The 26,408-nt window shown below is 66.2% G+C and carries 20 protein-coding genes; 12 read left to right on the top strand and 8 right to left on the bottom strand.

Translation table 11 applies throughout. From position 1 onward, the window contains the following. Positions 1 to 1,046: murein transglycosylase A (mltA, locus tag NFX52_RS11190; RefSeq protein ID WP_252635642.1), on the top strand; the 1,046-nt coding region annotated here is incomplete at its 5' end. 113 nt (positions 1,047 to 1,159) lie between these two features. Here the strand turns inward: mltA and NFX52_RS11195 are convergent. Both NFX52_RS11195 and NFX52_RS11200 read right to left on the bottom strand, forming a co-directional pair. After that, entirely contained in the window at positions 1,160 to 1,603 is a 444-nt protein-coding gene (locus NFX52_RS11195; protein WP_055402225.1) for a hypothetical protein, read from the bottom strand. A 4-nt stretch (positions 1,604 to 1,607) separates the two neighbouring features. Beyond that, entirely contained in the window at positions 1,608 to 1,853 is a 246-nt protein-coding gene (locus NFX52_RS11200) for a hypothetical protein (RefSeq protein WP_055402226.1), read from the bottom strand. Between the two features lie 882 nt (positions 1,854 to 2,735). Between NFX52_RS11200 and NFX52_RS11205 the strand changes: the two genes are divergently transcribed. Beyond that, entirely contained in the window at positions 2,736 to 3,290 is a 555-nt protein-coding gene (locus tag NFX52_RS11205) for a hypothetical protein (protein ID WP_147433274.1), read from the top strand. Between the two features lie 142 nt (positions 3,291 to 3,432). Here the strand turns inward: NFX52_RS11205 and NFX52_RS11210 are convergent, their stop codons facing one another. From NFX52_RS11210 to NFX52_RS11225, 4 genes are all read right to left on the bottom strand, one after another. Beyond that, positions 3,433 to 5,193: an MFS transporter gene (locus NFX52_RS11210; RefSeq protein ID WP_207401925.1), complete on the bottom strand. Its 1,761-nt coding sequence runs from the start codon at positions 5,191 to 5,193 to the stop codon at positions 3,433 to 3,435. A 97-nt stretch (positions 5,194 to 5,290) separates the two neighbouring features. Further along, positions 5,291 to 6,775, bottom strand: coding sequence for a DUF3999 domain-containing protein (locus NFX52_RS11215; RefSeq protein WP_055402232.1), 1,485 nt, complete (start codon positions 6,773 to 6,775; stop codon positions 5,291 to 5,293). Beyond that, positions 6,772 to 9,360 (bottom strand): DUF2339 domain-containing protein, encoded by a 2,589-nt coding sequence (locus tag NFX52_RS11220; RefSeq protein ID WP_252635643.1) that lies wholly within the window; start codon positions 9,358 to 9,360, stop codon positions 6,772 to 6,774. Before NFX52_RS11220 ends, NFX52_RS11215 begins: the two co-directional genes overlap by 4 nt. 595 nt (positions 9,361 to 9,955) lie before the next feature. Further along, complete coding sequence (locus NFX52_RS11225; RefSeq protein ID WP_055400366.1) at positions 9,956 to 10,441, bottom strand: Lrp/AsnC family transcriptional regulator; 486 nt, start codon at positions 10,439 to 10,441, stop codon at positions 9,956 to 9,958. Between the two features lie 191 nt (positions 10,442 to 10,632). Between NFX52_RS11225 and NFX52_RS11230 the strand changes: the two genes are divergently transcribed. The 5 genes from NFX52_RS11230 (at position 10,633) to NFX52_RS11250 (ending at position 20,243) form a co-directional block, all read left to right on the top strand. Further along, entirely contained in the window at positions 10,633 to 14,208 is a 3,576-nt protein-coding gene (locus tag NFX52_RS11230; RefSeq protein ID WP_055400364.1) for an indolepyruvate ferredoxin oxidoreductase family protein, read from the top strand. 300 nt (positions 14,209 to 14,508) lie between these two features. Then, positions 14,509 to 14,844 carry a preprotein translocase subunit YajC gene (yajC, locus tag NFX52_RS11235; protein WP_055400362.1) on the top strand — a complete coding sequence of 112 codons (336 nt, stop codon included), beginning with the start codon at positions 14,509 to 14,511 and terminating at the stop codon, positions 14,842 to 14,844. A gap of 162 nt (positions 14,845 to 15,006) precedes the next feature. Next, the gene (gene secD / locus NFX52_RS11240; RefSeq protein ID WP_055400360.1) at positions 15,007 to 16,890 is read left to right on the top strand and encodes a protein translocase subunit SecD; all 1,884 of its coding nucleotides are present in this window, start codon (positions 15,007 to 15,009) and stop codon (positions 16,888 to 16,890) included. A gap of 12 nt (positions 16,891 to 16,902) precedes the next feature. Next, positions 16,903 to 17,853 (top strand): protein translocase subunit SecF, encoded by a 951-nt coding sequence (secF, locus tag NFX52_RS11245; RefSeq protein ID WP_055400358.1) that lies wholly within the window; start codon positions 16,903 to 16,905, stop codon positions 17,851 to 17,853. Between the two features lie 17 nt (positions 17,854 to 17,870). Continuing rightward, complete coding sequence (locus tag NFX52_RS11250) at positions 17,871 to 20,243, top strand: DUF1631 domain-containing protein (protein WP_055400356.1); 2,373 nt, start codon at positions 17,871 to 17,873, stop codon at positions 20,241 to 20,243. 63 nt (positions 20,244 to 20,306) lie between these two features. Here the strand turns inward: NFX52_RS11250 and dprA are convergent, their stop codons facing one another. Further along, entirely contained in the window at positions 20,307 to 21,494 is a 1,188-nt protein-coding gene (gene dprA / locus NFX52_RS11255; RefSeq protein WP_055400354.1) for a DNA-processing protein DprA, read from the bottom strand. Positions 21,495 to 21,581: 87 nt separating this feature from the next. Then, on the bottom strand, positions 21,582 to 22,799 hold the full coding sequence (locus NFX52_RS11260; protein WP_082437542.1) for a LysM peptidoglycan-binding domain-containing protein: 1,218 nt from the start codon (positions 22,797 to 22,799) through the stop codon (positions 21,582 to 21,584). Positions 22,800 to 22,998: 199 nt separating this feature from the next. Here NFX52_RS11260 and def point away from each other — a divergent pair, with 199 nt between their 5' ends. The 5 genes from def to NFX52_RS11285 are packed head-to-tail and all read left to right on the top strand — an operon-like array spanning position 22,999 to position 26,281. Next, positions 22,999 to 23,508, top strand: coding sequence for a peptide deformylase (gene def / locus NFX52_RS11265; protein ID WP_055400349.1), 510 nt, complete (start codon positions 22,999 to 23,001; stop codon positions 23,506 to 23,508). A gap of 35 nt (positions 23,509 to 23,543) precedes the next feature. Continuing rightward, positions 23,544 to 24,023: a hypothetical protein gene (locus NFX52_RS11270; RefSeq protein ID WP_055400348.1), complete on the top strand. Its 480-nt coding sequence runs from the start codon at positions 23,544 to 23,546 to the stop codon at positions 24,021 to 24,023. 31 nt (positions 24,024 to 24,054) lie between these two features. Further along, complete coding sequence (locus NFX52_RS11275; protein WP_055400346.1) at positions 24,055 to 25,122, top strand: methionyl-tRNA formyltransferase; 1,068 nt, start codon at positions 24,055 to 24,057, stop codon at positions 25,120 to 25,122. Next, positions 25,119 to 25,943: an AzlC family ABC transporter permease gene (locus tag NFX52_RS11280; protein WP_055400344.1), complete on the top strand. Its 825-nt coding sequence runs from the start codon at positions 25,119 to 25,121 to the stop codon at positions 25,941 to 25,943. The genes NFX52_RS11275 and NFX52_RS11280 overlap by 4 nt, the downstream gene beginning before the upstream one ends. Next, positions 25,943 to 26,281 (top strand): AzlD domain-containing protein, encoded by a 339-nt coding sequence (locus NFX52_RS11285; protein WP_055400377.1) that lies wholly within the window; start codon positions 25,943 to 25,945, stop codon positions 26,279 to 26,281. Before NFX52_RS11280 ends, NFX52_RS11285 begins: the two co-directional genes overlap by 1 nt. Positions 26,282 to 26,408: the final 127 nt, after the last annotated feature.

The raw sequence follows: 26,408 nt of genomic DNA on the forward strand, positions 1-26,408 counted from the left end.
CACCACCGCCCAGCACCGTGGTGCTGCCCGGCGACATCGGCCCGCTGCCGCCACCGATGTCACAGCCCAAAAGTCGCTGGATTCCCGTGCGCTGGGCCGAGCTGCCGGGCTTTGCCGACGATGCGTTGCACGAGGCCTGGAACGCCTGGATCAAGAGCTGCGAACGCCCCCAGCCCCCCTTCACCGCGCTGTGCAGCGAAGTGCGCCAGCTGAGCATTGCCACCGCCGACGAGCAACGCGCCTGGCTCATCGCCCGCCTGCAGCCCTACCGCGTTGAAGCAACCGACGGCAATCCCGAAGGCCTGCTCACCGCGTACTACGAGCCGATGATGGAGGCAACCCGCCAGCCAGGCAATGGGTTTACCGTGCCCATTTACCGCGTACCGACCAGCCTTGGGGCCCGCAAGCCCTGGTACACGCGCCAGCAGATCGAGACCCTGCCGGAAGCGCAGGCCGCCCTGCAAGGCCGCGCCATTGCCTGGCTGCGCGACCCGGTGGAATCGATGGTGCTGCACATCCAAGGCTCGGGCCGCCTGCGCATCGCCGAGGCAGACGGCACGGTGTCGCTGGTCCGCGTGGCTTACGCGGGCACCAACGACCAGCCCTACCATAGCATCGGCCGCTGGCTGCTCGACCAGGGCTACACCCGCGACGCCACCTGGCCCGGCATCCGAGCCTGGCTGGCCGCCAACCCCCAGCGCACCAACGAGCTGATGTGGACCAACCCACGCTACGTGTTCTTCCGCGAGGAGCCCCTGAACCCGCTGGACGCAGGCTTCGGCCCGCGCGGCGCCCAGGGCGTGCCGCTCACGCCCGGCCGATCGATTGCCGTCGACCGCCAGAGCATCCCGTACGGCACGCCCGTCTGGCTGGCCTCCAGCGGCCCGCAGGTACAGCTCAACCGCATGGTGCTGGCGCAGGACACGGGCAGCGCCATCCTGGGCGCGGTGCGTGCAGACTTCTTCACAGGCTGGGGCCCGGAAGCGGGCGACATCGCCGGGCGCCTGAAGCAGAACCTGCGGCTGTGGGCGTTGTGGCCCCGATGATTGTTGGATGATTTTGGCCGCCAGCGCTTATTCAGCAAGCGCTAATTGCTATTAAATTGATAGCAAACTCTCAACCCCTCTGCGAACCTACGCCCAGTGGTTGGCCGCCGGGTTCACGGGCACGGCGCCCTTGCCGCTTCGGTTTCCACCCGCTGGGCCGCAGCCGCCGCCGCGAACGCCATGGCCGGGGGCACGGTCACAGTGCGCAGTTGATCGCCCGTGATGTGGTACTCGTACTCGCGCGTCGAGCCCACCATCTCCGTCCTGAAAGTGCTGCCCGCCATGGTGGCCGCATACACCTGGGGGCGGACGACCTGGTAACGGTACTTGGTAGTGGCCGTCCCGCTGGCGGTCTTGCAGGTCGATTCGAACTGATCCTCTTTGAACTGCAGGGTGCAGCGGCCGGAGGTGTCTTCGGCCTTTTCGCCATCGGGGGTGGTCAACACGATTTTGGCGGCGCGCCAGCAGCCAAGCAGGGCTGGGTCGGGGGCAGCGTGGACGCAGGGGACGATACACAGGAAAGAAAGCAGCAGGCGGAAGCGCGCGAGGAGTTTCATAGGTTCATCTCACCCCATACAGAACAAGAACCAAGACCGACGCTGCGGCAAATGCGGCCCACGAGATCACGGTATATCTCGCGCCGATCTGGCCGTGCTTGGCCAACGACCAGATCTTCGTGATGTCATACGGGATACCGCGCGCGGCGCAATAGATAGCGGGGGCGAGAACCCCGTTCCCCAGCACGATCAAATACGCGAGTGGAAGCAGCGGATGCACTTGGTAGAGCATCTGAAAAATGAAGGTCATGGGCCGGGATTTTCAACCGAGTCGCACTGGCCGGGAGCGTTCAGCCCGAGGGGCGGGGTGATACGAGCCACAATGCTACAAAATTTATAGCTTATAGCACTTACACCACAGGCGCTAGCGACCAAAAACATCTCAAATCGCACGAAAACCCAGCCCAGGGTGCCAACGCCCACCTTGTCCCCCTCGGCGGCGCATCCCCCATAAAGCCCCAGCGTACGGCCCCGCTGCGCCACGTCAAACCGCCATCACCCGATCAAAGCGCAGCAGGTGTTCCGTCCAGGCTCCGTCCCGGATGCGTTCCACAAACCGCGCGGACTGGCTGATGCATGCAGCAATCGCCAGCCCCCCGTGCCCCGGAGGAGGATGGTGAAACCGATGGGGTTTTTGTGACGCGTTGTAAGAGGCACTCGCGGAGCGAAGGAACGCCGCCCCCGCATCGACGCGCGTGCGGAGGTTGCAAACCCTCCTGTGAATGGCCATACCTGCGGGCCAAGTGCATTTACAGATGACTACAAAGTCAACGGCACCAATACCAGATTGGCCCTTGAGAATCTGCGCTCGTCTTCGGCAGGTAGTGGCTCTCTGGGCGACCAAAGGCCTATCGCCGCGGTAACCCTTCAGCCGGCCAAGCAGTGCGCGAAGCGCACGGATGGCACAAAGCCGCCGCTTTTGACAGCGGCGTGAAGGTACGTACGGACCAAAACGCTGCACAGTCCAACGCCCTGCGTGCAGGCCAACACATGGCGTGCAAGGGCGCGGAACCTGCCAGGCCATGTGTCGGCATGGCAAGGGCAGATGTTCTGTTCTGGAGCCGAAGACAGGGAGGAAGGTCTGTGCCTTGGCGCAGATCGTGTTTGTTGTTCACAAAGAGAGGATCGCACCATGCGACAAGGTATTTTGAAGAGTGTTTTGGGAATGAGCTTGGGCCTGGCGATGGCCACGGGTGTGCATGCAGAGCTGCTCAACATCAGCACGATTGCGGTGCAATCGCAGAACACGCTGACAGCGGCGTGCACGATTGTGGGCGCAGGTGGGAAAACGTTGCCGGACGGCAGCAAAGTGTTCGTCGTCCTAGCAGAAGGCATGGCTGCCGATTCCAACCCCACGCTGGTGATCCGATTCAGCGACAACTCCACCGGGAGTAACGACGACTGGAATTCCACATCTATCGACGCTAGCGGCAAACCCATCCGGACGAATACTGCAGGATGGCTGGGCCGCAACCCAGGGCGCGAAAGTGATGCTGGCACAGTGGTCGCGGCGATTCCAGGCGAATGGTTTTGTGTGACTTCGCGTGAAGTTTCCGGCGGCGATGCGCTTCGTCCGGTGGCGATCTCCGTGACCGACGTCACGGCAAAGGCGGCGAGCGCGAAGTCTGCAGCCGTGGGCGCAGATGCGGGCTTGCGTTCCGATATCTGGGCCGGTTCGCCCGACTGATCCAACAGCCGCTCATTGGCTTCGGGGCGTTGCACGCTCCTATTGAAAGGGAACACCATCGTGTGTTCCCTTTTTTTCGGGCTACCGCATTGTCTGCACCAGCGGCATGCGCGGGTGATTTATAGCTACCCGGGGAGGCCCCTCATTGCTCCACCGCCCAGCGCGTCACCCGGGGCGGCGCATCGCCCACATGAAACGCCAGCTTGCGGTCGCGCAGCGCCACGTCCGAGGCCGTCACGCGGTCAAAGCGGCGCAGGTGCTCCGTCCACGACTCGTCCTCGATGCGCTCCACATAGCGCGCGGGCTGGCTGATGTCGTGCAGCAGTTGCCAGCCCAGGGCGCCCTGGCGCAAGCGGCTGCGGCGGCTTTCCTGCATCACGGCGCGGAATTCGACGGCACGGGCCGGGTCGACGAAGTATTCGATGGTGACCACCAGGTGCCCCGATCCGGGCGGTGTGTCGGCCACGGGCGCCTTGAAGGCGCGCGAGGGGCTCAGGTCCTCCTCCATGCTGCGGTCGGCCACCAGGCGCTGCACCAGCAGCATGGCCACCACGCCGGTGGCGGCGGCAATGCCCAGGCTCACATGCACATCGGTAACCGTGGCCACCTGGCCCCACACGGCGGCGCCCAGCGCGGTGGAGCCCATGATGGACATCTGGTAGATGGACATGCCGCGCGCGCGCACCCAGTTGGGCAGCGCGAGCTGGGCCGACACCGACAGCGAGTTGGCCGTGGTGATCCACGCCATGCCCGCCACGAACATCGCGGGCACGGCCACGTACACATTGGGCGCCACGGCCATCACGCCCGTGGCGGCGGCCTGCAGCGCCGTGCCGCGTATCACCAGCACATCGCGCGCCATGGCCTGGCGCAGGCGCGGCAAGAACATGGCCGCCGTGATGGCGCCCGCGCCCATGCTGGCCAGCAGCAGCGTGAAGGTGCCCGCGCCGCCGCCTTCGAGCCCTTTGGCCAGCAGCGGCAGCAGGGCCAGCAGCGCGGTGGCGTGCAGAAAGAAGATGGAGATGCGCCACAGCACGGCCCGCATGCGCGGCGACTGGCGCACGAACTGCAGGCCCACGCGCATGGCGCTGGTCAGACGCTCGCGGCCCAGCGGGCTAGGCGTATGCACCCGCTTCCAGCGCATGATGACCAGGCCCGAGAGGATGGACAGCACAGCATTGAGCACAAACACCCAGGCACTACCGGCGCTGGCGATGATGGCGCCCGCCAGCAGCGGGCCGATGATGCGCGAGGCGTTCATGGCCACGCCGTTGAGCGCCAGCGCGGCGGGCAGCTGCGGGCGGCTGACCAGCTCGGGCACGATGGCCGCAAACACCGGCCAGCGCATGGCCAGGCCAATGCCGTTGGCAAAGGTGAGCGCCAGCAGCAGCGGCGCCGTCATGCCCCCGGCCAGGATGGCCACGCACAGCACCAGCGCCACGGCCGCCACCCAGAACTGCGTGGCGATGAAGTAGCGGCGCCGGTCCAGGATGTCGGCCAGCGCGCCGCTGGGCAGGCCGAGCAGGAATACCGGCAGCGTGGAAGCGGTCTGCACCAGCGCCACCAGCACGGGCGAGGTGGTGAGCGTGGTCATGAGCCAGGCGGCCGCCACGTCGTTCATCCACATGCAGGTGTTGGCCGCCACCCAGGTGAGCCACAGCATGCGGAACACGGGCACCGACAAGGGCGCAAACGGTGAGAGCGAAGCCACCTGGTTCAGCGCCGCGCTGTCCCCCAACTGGGCGGCGACGGACTCTTCGGTGCCATGCGCCAGATCCGCACGCGCGGCACGGTCTGCAGCCGCATCGCTTTGCGGCGGGGCGCCCGGGCTCAGGTCCGAGGCATCAGGGGAGGGCGAGGGCGCAACGCTGCGCGTGCTTTCGTGGGACGGCAATGGCGGCATGTCTGCGCATTGTGCGACGGTTGGCGTGGCTGTGGTGGCTCAGCGCCAAATAGCCCACTGCGGGCCTGCGCCAAACTTCGCGCCTTTTCACGTCTCGTCACGCCGCATCGGTCGGCGCAGCAGGGGCCTGGTGGCCCGCCTGTTTGGTTTGCCGCAGCAACAGCCAGGCCATGAGCCCAAGTGCCGCCACGCCCGCCAGCAGCACGCCCGACAACACGGCGCTGCGCGTGGAGATGCCGCCGCTGGTCGCCGCAGCGGGCACCAGCGCGCCGTCTGCGGGCTTGCCGCCGGTGATGTCGGCCCGGGCTACATCGGCCAGCGCCACGGGCAGGGTGTTCTCCTGCGCGGGCTGGTAGCCCGGCACCAGGCTGGCCAGGGGCAGGAAGGCGCTGGCCGCCGCCGTGGCCCCGGGCAGCCCGGCCGCCAGCGTGAAGGGCCCCTGCCCGCTGGCCAGGAACACCAGCTGCGCAGGCTCGAACTGCAGCGCCAAAGCGGGCGCGGCAGCAAAACCGGGGGTCTTGGGGTCGGCTTCGATCTTGATCTCGCGCACCGAGGCGCCGCCCAGCTCCACGGGCCCGCTGGCCTGTTCCTTGCCGCCGGTGGCCATCTTGTAGACCACGGCACTGGCCAGTGGCGACCAGGGCTGCTCGCGGTGGTTGCGGCCCAGCACGCGCACGGGAATCAGCACATTGCTGCCGGGCGGCGTGATGGCGAGCGCGGCGACCGGTGTGGCAAACGGCAGCGCAAACACCAGCTCGCGCGGGTTGGACAGGGCGGGCGTGGCCATGCTGGCGCTGACGCGCTCGCGCGGGCCCGTGCTGCGCGAGGTGGCCAGCGTGGCGCCGCGCAGGGTCACGGCGGCGTCGCCCCAGGTCACGCGCAGGTAGTGGCCCTTCAGGTCGGCGCGCTGCAGGTCGATCTGCTCGTTGCCCAGGCGGCCTGGTGCCGTGGGCGCCGCTGCCGCGTCGGCACGGTAGAGCACGGTCTCGGCCAGTGGCTGCCAATGTTTGAGGTCCTTGCTGGCCTGCACCCGGAACGTCACGGGCTGACCCGCTGGCAGATCCACGTCCAGGGCCATGCGGGCCACGGGCAACTGCACATTGCGCGCGTCGAGCAACGCGCCAAGCACGGCTTGCGGAGTGGCAGGGCCTGCCGTGGTGGTCGTGGCGGCAGTGTCGATCTGCACCACACGCTGGCCCTGGCGCTCCTCGATGCGCAGCGACAGGCCTTCCAGCCCCGCGGTACCCGTGCTGGCGGCGCCCAGGATGGGATAGGCGGGCAAGCTCACCGACTCCTCGGGCGCGCTGGCCGCCACCACACCGGCCAGCGCCATGGGCACGGGCTGGCCCGCGCCGCTGAAGAGGCGCACATCGGCATAGCCCGGGCTTTGCAGGCGCACCAGCGCCTCGGCAGGCAGCATCACACGCTGCAGCGGCGCATCGGCCGCGAGCGTCACGGGAATGCGGATGGCGTAGGCCGCAGGGCTGTTGGCATCCGCCGCAGCCTGGGCCACACCGGCGCACAGGGACAGGGCAGCAGCGGCCAGCACCAGAGGCAGGTTCAGGGCGACAGGCTTTTTCATGGCAGTGCTTCTGGTTGCGATGGCGCCAGCGGTGGCGCGGCAGGCTCCGCAGGGGCGGCCGCCTTGGGTGGCGACTTCGGAGGTAGAGGCGCAAAGTAGCCCACCACCAGCATCAGCACACCCACGGCGATGAAGGCAATGATGCGTTCGGCACCACCCGCGTTGGACAAATCGATCACCAGCAGCTTGACCACCACCACGCCCAGCAGGCCCGCGCCCACCAGCCACAGCGGCCGCTGCGCGCGGCGGTGCGCCAGCACCATCATGCTGAGCGCCAGCAGCGTCCACAGGATGGCGTAGCCCGTCTGCACCACAAAGCTGTTGAACAGCGCCGACGCATCCCAGCGCACGCCAAAGAAGTGGTGGGCCACGCGCAGCCACACGGTGTTGATCACGATGAAGGCGAGCAGCGCCAAGGCCACCAGCGCATGGCGCCCGGTGACCCCGCCCGAGCGGGCCGGGGGCGGCAGTGCTGCGAGCAGCACCCGCCGCCAGAACACCAGGCTGCCCAGCGCGAGCGCAAGCGTGAGGTCGGTGGGGTTGAGCAAAGGGATGTAAGGCAGCGGCGCGGTGTGGCCGGACGAATGCACGGCGGCCAGCAGCGCGCCCCCGAACACCAGCACCGCAAGGGGCAGGGCCGCCAACCAGTAGTAAGCCTCGGCATGGGGGTTCAGCGGCCAGGGCAGCGCCGCGCGTGCCGCTGGCTGGTTGCCACGGCCCGCCCACAGCGCGAGCAGCATCAGCACCGCAATCGCGCTGACCAGCAGGACCACACCGGCCCACGAGGTTCGCCACAGCTCGGCCTTGCCGATGCCGGACCAGAGGCAGTCGGCCAGCAGCAACGTCACCAACCAGGCCGTGGCGGCGTGGAACCAGCCGAAGCGCGGCGCGCTTTGGGCGGACGGACCCCCAGCGTCCGCCGCCTGCAAGCGATCGGTCTGCCACAGCATCCACCCATGCAGCGCCAGCACGATGGGCCACACGGCCCAGGCGGGCGTGGTCAACACGCGGTGGCCGTCCACCACCTGCGCCACCCACCCCAGCGCCAGCACGCCGATGGTGGCGCGCGCAGGCCAGGTGGCCACGGCCCAGTGTGTGCGCAGGCCCAGCAGCATCGACAGAGCTGCACTGAGCACCACGGCCAGCATGCCCAGCAGTTCGGCAACGCGGTCCGAGAACACCGGGACGGGCCACTGATTCGCCTCGGTGGCGGGCACGCTGCGCGTGATCTCCAGCCACCAGGCCAGGCACCAGAAGACAAAGCCGTAGAGGTAGGCCGGGTTGGGCAACAGCACCTCCACCCTGGCATAGCCCTGGGCCCAGGCCGAACCGCTGTGGGGCAGCGGCTGGCGCAGCCACCAGGCCAGCAGCAGCGCGGGCAACGCAATCAGCATCGCGCCCAGGAAGGCCGGGTTGGCCAGCGGCAGGGGCGAGACCTGCAGGCCCCCGCTGTCCACGCCACCCATGAACGCCAGCATGGCCACGACCTGCAGCACCAGGCCAAAGGCACGCGGCATCCAGCGCGCCTGGCGCATGCCGACCCAGAAGGCGCCCGCGCCTTCGAGCGCCCACACTGCCGAGGTCCACTGCGCATCCAGCGCCAGCGGCACGGCCAGCGTGGCAAAACCCACGCCGATGGCGATAAAACACTCGGTGAGCAGGCGCCAGCTGGCTTGCGCGCGGCGCGCCAGCATGGTCGCGGTCAGCAGGTAGACCGCCGCAAAGGCCAGCGCCGAGAAGGCCGCGCCCAGCTCAAACGGCTGCACCAGCCCGGCCTGCAGCCCAAAGCCCACCAGCGGCGTGCCGAAGACCAGCATGCTGTCCACCGTCTTGCCCAATTTCGTGGGCGTGTTGCGCGCATAGAGGATGGCCGTGGCGAGGTAGATCAGCACAAAACCCGCGAGGAAGGGCTGCGTGCTGGCGTAGTGATCGGGTACATATTTGAGCGCCCCCCAGGCCGTGGCCACGCCAAAGGTGGCGACAAAACCCACCACGTTGAGCACGCGCCAGGAGCGCTTGTGGGCGATGAAGAGAATCGCCAGGTTGAGCAGGGTGTAGTAGCTGAACAGGCCCACGTGGCTGCCCTGGCCTGTGGACAGCAGGATGGGCGCAGCGAAGCCGCCGGCGAACGCCGCCACCGCGAGCGCGCGCGAATCCTGCAGCAGCGCCAGCGCACAGCTGGCCGCGCAGACCGCGATCATCAGCCCGAAGGCCCAGAGCGGCGGCAGCAGCCCATAGAGCCGGAAAGCCGCAAACACGGTGAGGTGCATAACCGCCACGCCGCCGCCCTGCAGGGCCAGCGCAAAACCGGGCTTGTCGGTGCGCTTGCGGAACCCCACCCCCAGCAGCGCAATGCCTACCGCGGCAACCGCCGCCAGGCGGAATTCAACAGGCAGCAGCCCGGCCGAGGCGGCGTAGCGTGCGAGGAAAGACAGGCCGATGAAAAGGATCACCAGGCCCACACGCACGATGGTGTTGCCGCCCAGGAGCCAGCTCTTGGCCGCGAGCACGGCCAGCTCGAGGGGGTGCGTGTGGCACAGGCCGTTGCGGCACGGGCGCTGCCGCCACAGGCTGGTCTTCGGCAACCGCCGCCGCCTGCGGTGCCCGCGTGGGCTGGGCAGTGGCCTTGGTGGCGTGCGCCTGCAGCTCGGTGCGGATGGCAGAGCGGATCGCCCAGCGCAGCGACAGCCCGGCGAAAAAGCCCAGAATGCCGCCCACAAACGGCCCGAAGTCGCCGTAGCCGCCGAACCACGAGCCCAGCACCGCGCCCCAGAAAATGCCCCAGATGATCATGCCGCCCTCGCCCTCTTTTTTGGGCTCCGGTCGACAGGCCATGGGGCTGTGCGCGAAAGGAGCCGTCGTATTGGTAGACCCACCGGCAACCGCTCGCGCCCCCAGCTCGCGGACACACACCCAGGTCAGAGACACAAAGTGCGGGGCCTTGCAGGCGGGTGACGGAGAGGGTGCGTGCGGCAGCTTGGCAGCCCCGCTGTGGTTCCGCAGGCTTATACAGCACACCCTGCGCAGGAACCACGCCCTAACGCCTTGTTACCTTGCAGGGCGCCCAGCCACATCGAGCCCCTCGCCCCGGGGCGGGGGCTTGTGCTGCCCGGATTTGAGGCAAAAACCAGGCCTCTCCGCCCGTCCATTAAGCCCTGTCAGCTATTAATTCAACAGCAATCACCCTTTGGCCCGCGCCAGGTGCGTGAGCGGCAGCGCCCCGCTGGCCTTCACCTCGCCCAGCGAGAAGCTGGTGTGCATGTCTTTCACATTGGGCAGGTTCAGCAGCACATCGCGCGCAAACTGCGAAAAGCTGTCCAGGTCACGCGCCACCACCTGCAGCTCGAAGGTGCCGGTGCCGCTGATGTAGTGACACGACACGACCTCGGGGATCTGGCGGATGGCCTCTTCCATCTTGCGCGTGAGGTTGCCCGTGCTGCGGTCGGCATCGAGCCGCACAAAGGCCAGCACCCCCAGGCCAATCTTGTGCCGGTCGATCTCGGCGCGGTAGCCCTTGATGAAGCCTTGCTCTTCCAGCGCCCGCACGCGGCGCCAGCAGGGCGCGGCCGACAGGCCCACGCGCTGGGCCAGCTCGGCGTTCGTCAGGCGGGCGTCAGCCTGCAGTTCGTTGAGGATGGCGATATCGAATTTGTCGAGAGTGTTCACAAAATGACTGCAATGAGAAAGATCCTTTCTCAGAATAGCCTAAACACGGCACAGAACGCAAAGACATATCAGCGGCGCAGACATACACTTCTCTCCACACTGGAGTCGCGGCCCTAAACGGGCGGATGGACTCTGCCCCCCACCGGCCCACAAGGCGCGGACCCCACAAAAAAGCCATTGGAGACATAGCCATGAATGCCCCACTCCCAGAATCCGTCCGCAAGGCGCTGGAAACCGTCACGCTTGACGACAAGTATTCCCTGGACCACGGCCGGGCCTTCATGAGCGGGGTGCAGGCCCTGGTGCGCCTGCCCATGCTGCAGCGCCAGCGCGATGCGGTGGCGGGGCTGAATACGGCGGGTTTCATCAGCGGCTACCGGGGCTCCCCGCTGGGCACGTATGACCAGGCGCTGTGGGCGGCCAAGAAGCACCTGGCGGCCAACAACATCGTCTTCCAGCCCGGTGTGAACGAAGAACTGGGCGCCACGGCCGTGTGGGGCACGCAGCAGCTGGACCTGTACCCGCAGAGCAAGAAGTTCGACGGCGTCTTCGGCATCTGGTACGGCAAGGGCCCGGGCGTGGACCGCTGCTCGGACGTGTTCAAGCATGCCAACATGGCCGGCACCGCCAAGCATGGCGGCGTGATCGCCATTGCGGGCGACGACCACATCAGCAAGAGCAGCACGGCCGCGCACCAGAGCGACCACATCTTCAAGGCCTGCGGCACGCCGGTGTTTTTCCCGAGCAGCGTGCAGGAAATCCTGGACATGGGCCTGCACGCCTTTGCCATGAGCCGTTTCTCGGGCGTGTGGTCGGGCATGAAGACCATCCAGGAGGTGGTGGAGTCTTCGAGCAGCATCAACATCGACCCGGACCGCGTGAAGATCGTGATGCCCGAGGACTTCGTGATGCCGCCCGGCGGCCTGCACATCCGCTGGCCCGACGCACCGCTGGAGCAGGAAGCGCGTCTCATGGACTACAAGTGGTACGCGGCCCTGGCGTACATCCGCGCCAACAAGCTCAACTACAACGTCATCGAAGGCAAGAACGACCGCTTCGGCATCATCGCCAGCGGCAAGGCCTACAACGACACGCGCCAGGCGCTGGTGGACCTGGGCCTCGATGACGACACCTGCCGCCAGCTGGGCATCCGCGTGCACAAGGTCAACGTGGTGTGGCCGCTCGAAGCGACCATCACGCGCGACTTTGCGCAGGGCCTGCAGGAGATCCTGGTGGTGGAAGAAAAACGCCAGGTCATCGAATACCAGCTAAAAGAAGAACTGTACAACTGGCGCGCCGACGTGCGCCCCAATGTGCTGGGCAAGTTCGACGAGCCCGAGGGCGATGCGACGGGCGGCGAATGGTCCATGCCCAACCCCAGTCAGAACTGGCTGCTGCGCGCCAAGGCCGACCTGACCCCCGCCATCATCGCCAAGGCGATTGCCAAGCGCCTGAAGAAGCTGGGCGTGTCGAGCGACATCATCGCGCGCATGGATTCGCGCATTGCCGTCATCGAGGCCAGCGAGCGCGCGATGACGGAGCTGAAGGTGGACACGGGCGAACGCGCCCCGTGGTTCTGCAGCGGCTGCCCGCACAACACCAGCACCCGCGTGCCCGAGGGCTCGCGCGCCGTGGCCGGCATTGGCTGCCACTACATGGCCAACTGGATGCCCGACCGCAACACCAGCACCTTCACGCAGATGGGCGGCGAGGGCGTGACCTGGGTGGGCCAGGCGCCGTTCACCACCGACCAGCATGTGTTCGCCAACCTGGGCGACGGTACCTACTTCCACAGCGGGCTGCTGGCCATCCGCCAGAGCATTGCGGCCGGCACCAGCATCACCTATAAGGTGCTCTACAACGACGCCGTGGCCATGACCGGCGGCCAGCAGGTGGGCGAGCGGCCTGAAGGCCACTCGGTGCTGCAGATCATGAACAGCCTGAAGTCCGAGGGCGTGGTCAAGCTCATCATCGTGACTGACGAGCCGCAGAAGTACGACGGCGTACCGTTGGCCGAGGGCGTGACGGTGCACCACCGCGACGAGCTCGACACGCTGCAGCGCCAGTTCCGCGAGATCAAGGGCTGCACGGTCATCATCTACGACCAGACCTGCGCGACGGAGAAGCGCCGCCGCAGGAAGCGCGGCACGCTGGCCACGCCCGACAAGACCGTGGTCATCAACGAGCTGGTGTGCGAGGGCTGTGGCGACTGCTCGACCAAGTCCAACTGCCTCTCCGTCGAGCCCGTGGAGACCGAATTTGGCCGCAAGCGCCGCATCAACCAGAGCACCTGCAACAAGGACTACTCGTGCGTGAACGGCTTCTGCCCCAGTTTCGTCACGGTGGAGGGCGGCAAGCTCAAGAAGCCCAAGAAGGAAAAGAAAGGCGACCTGTCGGCGCTGCCGTCCATTCCTGAACCCGTGCTGCCGGTGGCGGAAGCGGCCTGGGGCATCGTGGTCGGCGGCGTGGGCGGCACGGGCGTGATCACCATCGGCTCGCTGCTGGGCATGGCGGCGCACCTGGATGGCAAGGGCGTCATCACGCAGGACGCTGGCGGCCTGGCGCAAAAGGGTGGCGCCACCTGGAGCCACATCCAGATCGCCAACCGCCCCGAAGCCATCTACACCACCAAGGTCGATACGGCCAAGGCGGACCTGGTGATTGGCTGCGATTCCATCGTGGCGGCCCACAAGTACACGCTGGCAGTGATGCAGCCCGGCCGTACCTTTGTCGCGCTCAACACGCACGGCACGCCCACGGCGGCGTTTGTGACCAACCCGGACTGGCAGTTCCCCGGCGCCAATTGCGACAGCGCGATTGCCGCGGCGGTCGGCGCAGGCGGTGTGGGCAGCTTCGATGCTGAGCAGGTGGCCACCCAGCTGCTGGGCGACAGCATCTACACCAACCCACTGATGCTGGGCTACGCCTGGCAAAAGGGCCGCGTGCCGCTCACGCTGGCATCGCTGATGCGCGCCATGGAACTCAACGGCGTGCAGGTGGACAACAACAAGGCTGCGTTTGAATGGGGCCGCCGCTGCGCGCACGATCTGGCGTCGGTGCAGGCGCTGTTCCAGGCTGCTCAGGTGATCCAGTTTGTGAAGAAGCCCTCGCTGACCGAGATGATCGCCAAGCGTGTCGAATTCCTCACTGGCTACCAGAACGCGGCCTACGCGGCCGAGTACCACGCGTTTGTCGAGAAGGTGAAGGCGACCGAATCGCGGCTGGACGTCGGCACCCGCCTGAGCGAAGCCGTGGCCCGCTACCTGTTCAAGCTCATGGCGTACAAGGACGAGTACGAAGTGGCGCGCCTGCACACCGACCAGGCTTTCACGGACAAGATCGCCAACATGTTCGAAGGCGACTACAAGCTGGTGCACCACCTGGCACCACCCATGACGGCCAAGAAGAACGACAAGGGCGAACTCGTCAAGCAGCCCTTCGGCCCCTGGATGCGCAGCGCTTTTGGCCTGCTGGCCAAGATGAAGGGTCTGCGCGGCACGGCGCTGGACGTGTTCGGCAAGACCGAGGAGCGCCGCATGGAGCGCGCGCTGATCGTGGAATACCGCGCCTGCATCGACGAACTGCTGGCCACGCTGAATGCGGACAACCTGGCCCTGGCCGTGGAGATCGCCCGCATCCCCGAAGAGATCCGGGGCTATGGCCACGTGAAGGAGCGCCACCTGAAAGCGGCACGCCCCAAATGGGACGGCCTGATGGCCCAGTGGCGCAGCGGCAAGGCGACCGAGCCCCGGCGCCAGGCGGCCTGACACACGGCCCGCAGCGGCCGTTTGGGGCGGAGAGCCCGCGCCGGCGCGGGCTTTTTGCTATTAATTGATGAGCTATAAATGTATAACCATCAAGCGCTAGCAGCCATTTTTACCCAAATAACTGTTAATCCATCCCCAGCACCGCCTGGCGCGGCAAACACCCGCTGCCGCCTTGGGTCTTCCTCCTGGGGACACAGGCGGGGCGCCGCATACAATGCCCTGTTCTGCCCTGACAGGCGCTATGGCGCTTGCCTCTGGCGGGTTGTGTGAATTTTGAACATCCGTTGTGGAGTCCAGTCCGTGTTTATTTCTTCCGCTTTTGCCCAAACCGCACCCGCAGCAGCCGCTGGCGGCGGCGACATGATGTCCACGCTCACGGGCATGCTGCCCCTGGTGCTGATGTTTGTGGTGCTGTACTTCGTCATGATCCGCCCCCAGATGAAGCGCCAGAAGGAACACCGCGCCATGATCGAAGCCATTGCCAAGGGCGATGAAGTGGCCACCGCAGGCGGCATCGTCGGCAAGGTCACGCGCCTGTCCGAAGGTTTCCTGCACATAGAGATCGCCAGCGGCGTGGAAGTGCAGCTGCAGCGCAGCGCCGTGGTTCAGGTGCTGCCCAAGGGCTCGGTAAAGTAATCAATGAACATCCCCCTGAGCGGCTGCGCCGCTTCCCCCTGTTCTCGCGCTGCGCGCGGGAACAGGGGGACGATGCCCGTGGACTGGTCAAAGCCAGTTCCCGGGCATCTCTGGCAGGGGGCTGGCGCGATGCGCCATGGACAACTGAAGTAGAGCGCGATCATGAACCGTTATCCGGTCTGGAAGTACGCGATCCTGGTGATCGTGCTGCTGGTGGGGGTGTTGTACACCCTGCCCAATTTCTTCGGCGAGGCACCTGCCGTGCAGGTTTCGTCGGCCAAAGCCACCGTCAAGGTGGACACCGCCGTGCAGCAGCGGGTGGAAGAGGCGCTCAAGGCGGCTGGCGTCACGCCAGACTTCGTGGAACTGGAAGGCAACTCGGTGCGCGCGCGTTTCGATGCGCCCGACACGCAGCTCAAGGCCAAGGACGCGATCCAGAAGGCCCTGGTACCCGACGCCAACGATCCCTCGTACATCGTGGCGCTGAACCTGGTGTCCCGCTCGCCCGTCTGGCTCAAATCCCTGCACGCCAACCCCATGTACCTGGGCCTGGACCTGCGCGGCGGCGTGCACTTCATGCTGCAGGTGGACATGCAGGCGGCCTTGACCAAAAAAGCCGAGTCGTACGCAGGCGACATCCGCACCGCACTGCGCGACAAGAGCATCCGCCACGGCGGCATCAGCCGCGAAGGGCAGAACATCGACATCAAGGTGCGCGACGAAGCCACGATGACTGCAGCCCGCAACCTGATTGCGGACCAGTTCCCCGACCTCCAGGTCACCAGCACGCCCGAGGGCACTGAATTCAAGCTGCGCGTTGCCATCAAGCCCGAAGCCACGCGCAAGGTGCAGGAGCAGGCGCTCAAGCAGAACATGGTCACGCTTCACAACCGGATCAACGAACTGGGCGTGGCCGAGCCCGTGATCCAGCAGCAGGGTCTGGACCGCATCGTGGTGCAGCTGCCCGGTGTGCAGGACACGGCCAAGGCCAAGGACATCCTGGGCCGCACCGCCACGCTGGAAGTTCGCCTGGTGGACGAGGGCACCGAAGCCCGCGCCGCCGAGACTGGCCGTGGCCCCGTGCCGTTCGGCTCGGAACGCTATCTGGAACGCAGCGGCCAGCCGGTCATTGTCAAGAAGCAGGTGATCTTGACCGGCGAGAACCTGACCGATGCCCAGCCGGGCTTTGACGGCCAGACGCAGGAACCCACTGTGAACCTCACGCTGGACGCCAAGGGTGCGCGCATCTTCAAGGACATCACGCGCGAGAACGTAGGCAAGCGCATGGCCATCGTGCTGTTTGAAAAAGGCAAGGGCGAAGTGGTGACCGCGCCAGTGATCCGCACCGAAATCGGCGGTGGGCGCGTGCAGATTTCGGGCCGCATGACCACGGCCGAAGCCAACGACACCGCGCTGCTGCTGCGCGCCGGTTCGCTGGCGGCGCCCATGGAAATCATCGAAGAATTCACCATCGGCCCCAGCCTGGGCGCCGACAACATCGAGCGCGGCATCAACAGCGTGGTCTGGGGTCTGATCGCGATTGCCATCTTCATGTGCGCCTACTACATGCTGTTTGGCGTGTTCTCCAGCATTGCGCTGGGCGTGAACGTGCTGCTGCTGGTGGCGGTTCTGTCGATGCTGCAAGCCACACTCACATTGCCGGGCATTGCCGCCATGGCCCTCGCGATTGGGGTGGCCATTGACTCGAACGTGCTGATCAATGAACGCATCCGCGAGGAGCTGCGCTCGGGTGTATCGCCACAGGCGGCCATCCATACGGGCTACGAGCGTGCCTGGGCGACGATTCTCGACTCCAACGTGACGACGCTGATTGCAGGCCTGGCCCTGCTGGCCTTTGGCTCCGGCCCGGTGCGCGGGTTTGCCGTGGTGCATTGCATCGGCATCCTGACCAGCATGTTCTCGGCCGTGTTCTTCTCGCGGGGCCTGGTGAACCTGTGGTACGGCCGCCAGAAGAAGCTCAAGAGCGTGTCGATCGGTACGGTCTGGAAGCCAGATACCGACACCGCCGTGGCCAAGACGAACTAAAGGACAACGGCCATGGAATTCTTCCGCATCAAAAAAGATATCCCCTTCATGAAGCACGCGTTGATCTTCAACGCGATCTCCTTCATCACCTTTGCCCTCGCAGTGTTCTTCCTGCTGACCCGCGGCCTGCACCTGTCGGTGGAGTTCACCGGCGGTACGGTCATGGAAGTGGCCTACAGCCAGCCCGCCGAACTGGCCAAGGTCCGCGAGACGGTTTCCGGCCTGGGCTATCCGGACGTGCAGGTGCAAAACTTCGGCACCGCCCGCGACGTGATGATCCGGCTGCCCGTGCAAAAGGGCGTCACATCCGCGCAGCAAAGCGAGCAGGTGCTGGGCGCACTCAAGGCCGCTGACCCCGAGGTCACGCTGCGCCGCACCGAGTTCGTCGGCCCGCAGGTGGGTGAGGAACTGGTGCACGGCGGCCTTATGGCGCTGGCCATGGTGGTCGTGGGCATCGTGATCTACCTGGCCTTCCGCTTCGAGTGGAAGTTCGGGGTCGCCGCCATCATCGCCAACCTGCATGACGTGGTGATCATCCTGGGCTTCTTCGCGTTCTTTCAGTGGGAGTTCTCACTGTCGGTGCTGGCTGCTGTGCTGGCCGTGCTGGGATACTCGGTCAACGAGTCGGTTGTGATCTTCGACCGGATCCGCGAGGCCTTCCGCAAGTACCGCAAGATGACCACCCACGAGGTGATCGACCACGCCATCACGAGCACGATGAGCCGCACGATCATCACCCACGCTTCGACCGAGGCCATGGTGCTGTCGATGTTCTTCTTTGGCGGCCCCAGCCTGCACTACTTTGCGCTGGCGCTGACAATCGGCATCCTGTTCGGCATCTACTCGTCCGTGTTCGTGGCAGCCGCCATCGCCATGTGGCTGGGCGTAAAACGCGAGGACCTTGTCAAGCCCGTCAGAAAAGATGGGGATCCGAATGATCCCCATGCCGGAGCCACCGTCTGACCCGCTAATATCTGCCCATGCAGCCCACGCCCTCTTCCGTTCCGCAGCGCCGCCTGGCCCGCCAGGCGCGCCAGCGGTTCGTAGAGGGCATCTGTGCGGGGCTCCCGGATCTGGACAAGACGGTCCTGGACCTCCTGACAACGCTGATGACCCAGACGGGCACGGCGCGCGAAATGCAGTCGCACCGCGATGCCTGGATGCGGTACCAACAGCACCACGCAGCCTGGACAGATCGCACCGGCAAGGCCTGGCGCGATGCGTTGGCCCCCCACAGCAGCACCACCCGGGGTGCCCTGGCAGCCAATGGCGCAAACCCCCAGTTCGAACTGTTGAGTGACGACGTGGTGGAAAACAAGATCCTGGCTTCGCGCATGGCCCTGACGGTCAGCGAACAGGTGAGCCAGCAGTTCGACACACTGCGCCAGCGCACCCAGTCGCTGGAAGGCCAGGAACTCGACAGCAGCGATATCCTCCGTCCGGAAGCCGTGTGCCTGCTGCTGGTCGAGCAGTGGGTGGAGGCCGGACTGCCCCGCACCGACCTGCAGACCGTGGTGGACCCGCTGCAGCGGGAGTTGGCAAACCTGCTTCAGAAACAGTACCAGGCCGTCAACGTGTTCTATGTGGAACAGGGTGTGACGCCACAGGCGGACCTGAAGTCCCGCGTGCGGCGCACGGCAGGGGGGGCGATCACCGGCAGCGGTGGGAGCAACGACTCCGGGGCCGGAGGCCTGGCCTCCCAGGCCCTGGCCCAGACCCGGGATGCCATGGCGGCAGCGCGCGGGGGCATGGTGCCCCCCCCAGGCGGTCGGCCCATGCCCCAGCATCCGTCCCGCATGCCCCCACCGGGCTACCCGCAGCACGGAATGCCCACTGCGTTTGCCACCGGCATGACTCCGCTGGCACGCGCCCGCCAGCGCGCCCACGGTGTGATGGGGCAACTGCGCAGGCTGCTCACACAGCCCGCCACCGGCTTCGACATGGTCAATGCCCCACCAGCGTCTGCGGCGCTGGCCCATGCACTGACCGCCCACCGTGTGCACGCCGACACGTACTACAGCGGTGTCGCCACCCTGATGGAAGACTACAGCCCTGCGGCCGTGGTCCAGTTGGCAGGGGCCGTGCGCGAACGCTCGACCGAACTCAAGAAAAAAGCCTCGACGGCCGGTGAAAAAGCCATCATCGAAGTGGTGGCCCTGATGTTCCAGAGCATCCTGGCCGAAGACCGCATCCCGCCAGCCGTGCGCGTGTGGTTTGCGCGGCTTCAGGTGCCTGTGCTGCGTGTGGCACTGGCCGAGCCAGAGTTTTTCAGCAACCTCAACCACCCAGCGCGCCAGCTGATCGACCGCATGGGCGCCTGCGTAATGGGTTTTGATGCGACCAGCATCAATGGCAGCGCACTGGAGGCGGAAATCCGCCGCGTGGTACAGGTGATTGAGCAGTACCCTGAAACCGGCCGCCGGGTGTTCCAGCTCGTCTACGACGAGTTCGAGAAATTCCTGTCCAAGTTCCTCACCGAAAAACAGGCTACGTCGCGCCTGGTTACGGTGGCTCAACAGGTGGAACAAAGGGAGACGCTGGCGATCCAGTACACCATCGAGCTGCGCACCATGCTGCGCGACATGCCGGTGCGCGACGAGATCCGCGAGTTTCTGTTCAAGACCTGGGCCGAAGTCCTGGCCCTCTCGGCCGTGCGCGACGGCCCCCAGCACGCAGACACCATCTCGCTCAAGCGCACAGCCGCCGACCTCGTCTGGGCCGCCAGTGCCAAGCCCAACCGCAGCGACCGCGCGCAGGTCATCCAGAATCTTCCTGGCCTGCTGCAGCGCCTGCGCCAGGGGCTGGCCCTCATGGGCGTGAACGGCGCGCCGCAGGACGCCCAGATCAAGATCCTCACCGACACCCTGGCCGATGCCTTCCTGTCCAAGACGGCCTCCATTCCGCAGGCCCACATTGACGCCATGGCCAAGCGCCTGGCCAATCTGGAGGACTTTATTAGCGACGCCACGCTGGGCGACATGCCGCTCAATGCCGACAACATCGAGATGATGCTGGGTATCGACGCTTCGTCCATTCACGTGGTCGCCGACAACGGCGCCCCGGTGGAAGACGCCATGGTGGCCTGGGCCCAGGAACTGCAGCCTGGCACCTGGTACACACTGGACCACAACGGCGCATCGGCCCAGGTGCAGTACGCGTGGCAAAGCCAGCGCAAGCAGTTGCACCTGTTCGCAGCCGTGGATGGCAGCAGCTACCTGATCCAGCTGCGCAGGCTGGCTGCGTACTTGCAAGCGGGCTTGCTCGTGGCCCAGGACGAAGAAGGCCTGACCTTGCGCGCCACGCGCGATGCACTGGCCAAGCTGGACGCAAACCCCGAGCGGCTGCTGGACTGACGCGGTTTCAGGGGCATCAAGACGATGCCTGTGCCACCGGGCAACGAGAGGTCACCGCCAGCGTCAGGCGCTGCCCAGCCGCTGGTACAGGCCGCCGGGCAGACGCGCCACCTGGCCATCCAACTCCAGCTCCAGCAATTCCACCTGCAGCGACGCCGCATCCATGCCCGTGCGGGCCACCAGGGCATCCACCCCCATGGGGTCAAAACCCAGCGCCTGCAACAAGGGGCTTTCAGTCTGGCGAGTGTCGATATCCCTGCTGCCTTCTTCGTCAAGCACGGCAGCGCCAGAAGAGGCGCTCTGCTTGCCTGCCGCAGGGGGCATGCGCAGTTCTTCCAGCACATCCTGCGCGGACTCCACCAGCTTGGCGCCCTGGCGTATGAGCGCATGGCAACCCCGCGATTGCGGTGCGTGAATGGAGCCAGGGATGGCAAAGACCTCTCGGCCCTGTTCCGCCGCCATTCGGGCGGTGATCAGCGAACCAGACGCCAACGCCGCCTCGACCACGAGAGTGCCTTGAGAGAGGCCGGAGATGATGCGGTTGCGCTTGGGGAAGTTGGCGGCCAGCGGTGGCGTGCCCAGGGGGTATTCGCTGACCAACACCCCGTGAGCTGCGATGCGGTGGGCCAGGTCAAGGTTCTTGCGGGGGTAGACGCGATCCAACCCGGTGCCCACGACCGCAATGGTGGCAGGTGTTGCCTCCGCAAAGGGGTCGGAGGACACATCCAGCGCACCTTCATGGGCTGCCGCATCCACACCCAGCGCGAGCCCCGAGACGATGGTGAAGCCCGCCCCCCGCAGCGCGCGCGAAAAGAGCCGCGCGTTGTCCGCGCCCTGTGCCGTCGGGTTGCGGCTGCCGACCACGGCCAGGCACCGGCCGGTCGGGAACGGGTTTTGCGCCAACAGCCGGGCCGCCCCCATCAGGTACATAAGCAGCGGGGGATCTTCGGTGTCCAGCAGCGACTGGGGATACCGGGCATCCCCCAATGTGATCACCGCACGGGCAGGTCCTTGTGGATCTGCTCCCTCCAGCCAATGCCAGGTGGTCTCCAGCAACGCCTCCCATCCGCTGGGTACGGTGCACAGCGCCTTGGCCTGGGCCAAGGTCACACAGTGCTGCAAGGCAGATTCGGGTTGGCGGAAGATGTCCTGCGGCAGCCCAAAACGGGACAGCAGGCGCCGCGCGGCGCCATTGCCCACGCCCTGGGAAAGCGTGAGGCGCAACCAAGCGCCCAGCTCGTCGCGGTCCATGGAGGCAGTTGATAGAAGAACCACGGCAACGCCAGCCCCGCCGCCGCGCCACCCACAGGCAGCCGTGCGGCTTCAGCCAGTCCGCCGTTATTCCTGAGGATTGATCAGGCGGTCGCCCACGCGCACGCCGCTGCGGATTTCCAGCAGCAGCGCGTACGAGACGCGGTCGAAGGTCCGGAACACCATGGCCGTCCCGTTGCTCTCGCTGGGTAGCTTGATCATGGTCTTCCCCTCGCCAGTCACATCCTTGATGCGGTCGCCCTGGGTCAGCAGCGACAGGACATGACCTGGCTCAATGCCGTCTTGCGAACCCATGTTGATCGCAACCACCTGGTTCTGGGCGGCATAGGCTGCCGAGAAGCTGCCGTAGATGGAGACGATGCGCGCGTCCACATCGATGTGGGGCGCTCGTGGGGTGTAGCTGGTGAAGACCCGGGCAGGCGCTGGCAGGATGCGGTCTCCTGCGCGTATCTCTTCCTTGGTGCCGGACAGATCCACAGTGGCAGGCACATATTCAGAGACATAGCCGCCCTTGCCGTTGGGAATCTCTTCAAAAGACTCGCCACGCACCAGCTCGGCCTTGCCCAGGTACTGTGCTTCGTACCCCAGGATTTCACCCGTCACCGGATCCTTCATGGCCACGGCATCGCGGAAAACACGGAAAAAGCGGGGCTCGCCAGGTTCTGAACGGACGGGGGCGGATGCATCGCCGCGCACATAGGCGCGGTCGCCGCTGGCCATGAGCACGCGATCTTCGGTGGTGGCCACAATGCGGGGAGCCCGTTGCAAAACGTCGGCATCCACCACCAGAGGCTCCACGAGGAAGGGCTCGATCAGGTGAGACTTGAGTGTGGGGAGCGCCGTGCTGGCCAGACTGTCGCTGCGGGTGCGGGGCGACACGCGCACCGTCTGAGGCTCTGAATCCGACACGCCAGGGGGTGTCGTCCGCAGGCGGGCGTAGCTGCCATCCTTGTCCAGGTAAAGCGTCTGGCCCGGATAAATCAGGTGTGGGTTTGCAATGGCCTTGAGGTTCATGCCCCACAGTTCGGGCCAGCGCCAGGGCCGCTTGAGGTACAGACCCGAAATACCCCACAACGTGTCGCCGCGCTGCACCGTGTAGGTGTCCGGGGCGTTGGGCGCCAGCTCGGACAGGGGGATGCCACGCTCCGACACTTGCTGTGCCGTGGCGCGCTGACCGCTGGAGATGGGAGGGGTCTGGGCCTGAGCCGGTGCGACCAGCAAAGCGCCAGCGATGATGGTGAGCGCGCCCAGGGCGGTCCGCCGCACGCTGGTGAATGCTGTCATGTTGTTCCTTTTCTCATGCATTGGGAAACGCCCCCTCGCTGGCACCTCGACGCACGGAGCAACCGCGCAGCCGGGCAAATACGTTACAAAGCTTCTTAGATTCTCTGCTCAAGCCCTTGATTCGGCAACGATTATTGGCTGGCGGCGCTGCAGCAGGCCTTAAAAGTGGCGAAAATAGCGACATCTCTTGGCAGCTTTCATGGCAATCCTTCCCATTCTCTGTTACCCGGACCCCCGGCTTCACAAGGTTGCACGCCCCATTGCGGCGGTGGACGACCGCATCCGGACGCTGGTCTCCGACATGCTGGCCACCATGTACGACGCCCATGGCATTGGCCTGGCCGCCACCCAGGTGGACGTGCACGAGCGCCTGGTGGTCATCGACGTTTCTGAGGAACGCAACCAGCCGCTGGTGCTCATCAACCCCGAACTGGCCTGGACCAGTGCCGAAAAACACCTCAACGAAGAAGGTTGCCTCTCGGTACCCGGCATCTACGACGGCGTTGAACGCTTCGATGCCGTGCATGTGCGCGCGCTGGACGAGCAAGGCCAGTCCCGCGTCATTGAGGCCGATGGCCTTCTGGCCGTGTGCATCCAGCACGAGATGGACCATCTCATGGGCAAGGTGTTTGTGGAATACCTCTCCCCACTCAAACGCAACCGCATCAAGACCAAGATGGTCAAGCAGCAGCGGGGGGCGCGCGAGTGACCGGTCCGGCGCTCTGCACCCGCAGGGGTGGCGGAGTGCTGGCGCGCCTGGCGCTTCTTGTGCTGGCGGTGCAAATTTCGGGCTGTGCGCTGCCGGCCCGCGAAAAAGCCGGCGCGCTGCGCGCCGAGGTGGTTGCCCGTCTCGGGCCGCCCACCGCCTCCTTCCCTTTGCCAAGCGGCGAGCGGCTCCTGTACTCCGAGCTGCCCGCGGGGTTTGCGGCCTACAACCTGGATTTCGACGCCAGCGGCAGGCTGGTGCGCAACGAGCAGGTGCTGACGCAGGCGCGCTTTGAGAACCTTCCCGTGGGCATATGGACCACCGCCGATGTGCAGCGCACCTTTGGCGCGCCTTTGCGCGTGGAGCGTGTGGCACGGTTCGAGGGCGACATCTGGACCTACCGCTTCCGCCAGAACTCCGACCCGCGCCTTGCCCACGTCCACCTGGACCGCCAGGGCGTGGTTCGGCTGGTCATGTTCACGGACGAGCTTCCCCATTTTGACAACGCGCGCGACTGAGTGCGTACTTACCTCCTGACAACGGTTTCCCATGAGAGTCATTTTTGCCGGCACGCCCGAATTTGCCCGCGTGGCGCTGGAGCGGCTGCTGGCCGCAGGGTTCACGGTGCCCCTGGTCCTGACCCAGCCCGACCGCCCCGCGGGGCGCGGCATGAAGCTGCAGGCCTCCCCCGTCAAGCAATGCGCGCTGGAGCATGGCATCGCCGTCGCGCAGCCACGCAGCCTGCGCCTGGACGGCAAGTACCCCGATGACGCAGCCGCTGCCCGCGATGCCTTGTTGGCTGCGCAGGCCGACGTGATGGTGGTGGCCGCCTATGGCCTCATCCTGCCGCAGTGGGTGCTGGATTCCATGAGCGCCGCACGGCCGCCCGAAGGCACGAAGGCCCCCTCGGGGGGCAGCGAACCACGCGCAGCGGAAAGCGTGGGGGCGCGTTTGGGATGCCTCAACATCCACGCCAGCCTGCTGCCGCGCTGGCGCGGCGCCGCGCCCATTCACCGAGCCATTGAAGCGGGAGATGCAGAAACCGGCGTCACCATCATGCAGATGGATGCCGGCCTGGATACCGGCGACATGCTGCTGATGGAGCGGCTGGCCATTGCGCCCACAGACACCACCGCCACCCTGCACGACCGGCTGGCCGCGCTCGGGGGCCGCATGATCGTGGAGGCTCTGGAACTGGCCGCCTGTGGAGGGCTGAAGGCTGTGCCCCAGCCCGCCGAGGGCATCACCTACGCCCACAAGATCGAGAAGGCCGAGAGCACCATCGACTGGTCGCTGCCCGCCACGGTGATCGGCCAGCGTATTCGGGCGTTTGACCCGTTCCCCGGGGCCAGCACCGAATGCGCCGGGGAAACGATCAAGGTGTGGGGTTATGAAATTGATAGCGATAAATCGAATACGGATAAGCGCCAGGGGCAAATTTTGTCGGTAAATGGCGACGGAGTGATGGTCGCCTGCGGCGAAGGCACGCTGCGCCTGACCACCTTGCAGCGCGCGGGGGGCAAGCGGCTCGCAGCGGCCGATTTCTTGCGGGGCTTTGACCTGCAGCCCGGCATGGTGCTGGGCGCTGCGCCCACCACCGCCGCGACACCGGCATGAGCCGCCGGGCCGCCATCGGCAACACACTGCGCCACCCCTCCTTTCGCGTGGCCGCCGTCGACATGGCGGGCACGGCCGTGGGCATCGGGGCCTGGGGCCTGGTCACCGGAGTGGTCATGGTCAAGAGCGGTCTGCCCGTTGGGATGGCCATCTTCATGTCGCTGGTGGTGTATGCCGGCAGCGCGCAGCTGGCGGTCATCCCTTTGATGGCGGTGGGCGCGCCGCTGTGGGTGGTCTGGCTCACGGCGAGCTGTGTGAACCTGCGTTTTGTGATCTTCAGCAGCATGTGGCGCAGCTACTTCGCGCACCTGCCGCTGCGCCAGCGCCTGGCGGTGGGCTATTTCAGCGGCGATGTGATCTACGTGGCCTTCATGAAGCGCTTTCCGGAGCCGCGCCCCCAACCCGAGCAGGTGCCGTATTTCTGGGGTGCTGCCAGCACCAACTGGCTGGCCTGGCAGGTGCCGTCCATCGCTGGCATCCTGCTGGCCAATGCCGTGCCGCTGTCCTGGGGCCTGGGGTTTGCGGGCGTGCTGGCGCTACTGGGTGTGCTGCTGTCGCTGCTGTTCGACCGGGCCACCTGGCTGGCCACCGGTGTCGCCGCCACGGCTGCGATTGCCGCGTTTGCACTGCCGCTCAAGCTCAACATCCTGGTGGCCATTGCGGCAGCGGTGGCTGCGGGCCTCTTGATGGAAGCAGTGGACCGCCGCCGCCACAAGCCCGAACTGGTCCTGCTGCCCGCCGACAGCGTGCTGCCCCCTGAAGAACGCGAGCAGGTCGAGGCGGGCGATGTGGTGCCACTGCGCGAGGAGCGCCATCCATGATGAACGACTGGTCCTGGATTGAACCCGCCATCGCCATCTTCGGCCTGGCCGTGATCACGGTGGTGTCGCGCTCGTTCTTCATGATCCCCGAGCGCGAGCTGCCGCTGCCCGACTGGCTCAAGCGCGGGCTCAAGTACGCACCGCTGGCCGCCCTCACCGCTGTGATCGCGCCCGAGATCCTGATGACCCAGGGCGAACTCGTCGGCACGTTCATGGACGCGCGCATCCCTGCTGTCCTGTGCGCCACTGCCTACTACTTCTGGCGGCGCGGCATCCTGGGCACCATCGTGGTTGGCATGGTGGTGTACCTGCCGCTGCACATCGGCTGGAATTGGTAGAGAAGCACCTCCTGAGCCGTGTGCGTCAGTGCCGCCGCCAGAGGCGGTGGCTCTTCGGTGCAGTCCAAGCCTGCGCAGGCAGGCTTGGAGCCGCTGCCCCTCAGCCCCCAGGGGGCCGACGCCAGGG

Source organism: Acidovorax facilis (assembly GCF_023913775.1).
Taxonomy (GTDB): domain Bacteria; phylum Pseudomonadota; class Gammaproteobacteria; order Burkholderiales; family Burkholderiaceae_C; genus Acidovorax; species Acidovorax facilis.

Excerpts from the sequence above, each read along its gene's own strand:
- NFX52_RS11195 (WP_055402225.1), bottom strand. The coding sequence starts at position 1,603 with ATGAAACTCCTCGCGCGCTTCCGCCTGCTGCTTTCTTTCCTGTGTATC.
- NFX52_RS11210 (WP_207401925.1), bottom strand. The coding sequence starts at position 5,193 with ATGCCGCCATTGCCGTCCCACGAAAGCACGCGCAGCGTTGCGCCCTCG.
- NFX52_RS11280 (WP_055400344.1), top strand. The coding sequence starts at position 25,119 with ATGAGCCGCCGGGCCGCCATCGGCAACACACTGCGCCACCCCTCCTTT.
- NFX52_RS11215 (WP_055402232.1), bottom strand. The coding sequence starts at position 6,775 with ATGAAAAAGCCTGTCGCCCTGAACCTGCCTCTGGTGCTGGCCGCTGCT.
- dprA (WP_055400354.1), bottom strand. The coding sequence starts at position 21,494 with ATGGACCGCGACGAGCTGGGCGCTTGGTTGCGCCTCACGCTTTCCCAG.
- NFX52_RS11250 (WP_055400356.1), top strand. The coding sequence starts at position 17,871 with ATGCAGCCCACGCCCTCTTCCGTTCCGCAGCGCCGCCTGGCCCGCCAG.
- NFX52_RS11275 (WP_055400346.1), top strand. The coding sequence starts at position 24,055 with ATGAGAGTCATTTTTGCCGGCACGCCCGAATTTGCCCGCGTGGCGCTG.
- NFX52_RS11230 (WP_055400364.1), top strand. The coding sequence starts at position 10,633 with ATGAATGCCCCACTCCCAGAATCCGTCCGCAAGGCGCTGGAAACCGTC.
- NFX52_RS11200 (WP_055402226.1), bottom strand. The coding sequence starts at position 1,853 with ATGACCTTCATTTTTCAGATGCTCTACCAAGTGCATCCGCTGCTTCCA.
- NFX52_RS11285 (WP_055400377.1), top strand. The coding sequence starts at position 25,943 with ATGAACGACTGGTCCTGGATTGAACCCGCCATCGCCATCTTCGGCCTG.
- secD (WP_055400360.1), top strand. The coding sequence starts at position 15,007 with ATGAACCGTTATCCGGTCTGGAAGTACGCGATCCTGGTGATCGTGCTG.
- NFX52_RS11260 (WP_082437542.1), bottom strand. The coding sequence starts at position 22,799 with ATGACAGCATTCACCAGCGTGCGGCGGACCGCCCTGGGCGCGCTCACC.
- secF (WP_055400358.1), top strand. The coding sequence starts at position 16,903 with ATGGAATTCTTCCGCATCAAAAAAGATATCCCCTTCATGAAGCACGCG.
- NFX52_RS11205 (WP_147433274.1), top strand. The coding sequence starts at position 2,736 with ATGCGACAAGGTATTTTGAAGAGTGTTTTGGGAATGAGCTTGGGCCTG.
- def (WP_055400349.1), top strand. The coding sequence starts at position 22,999 with ATGGCAATCCTTCCCATTCTCTGTTACCCGGACCCCCGGCTTCACAAG.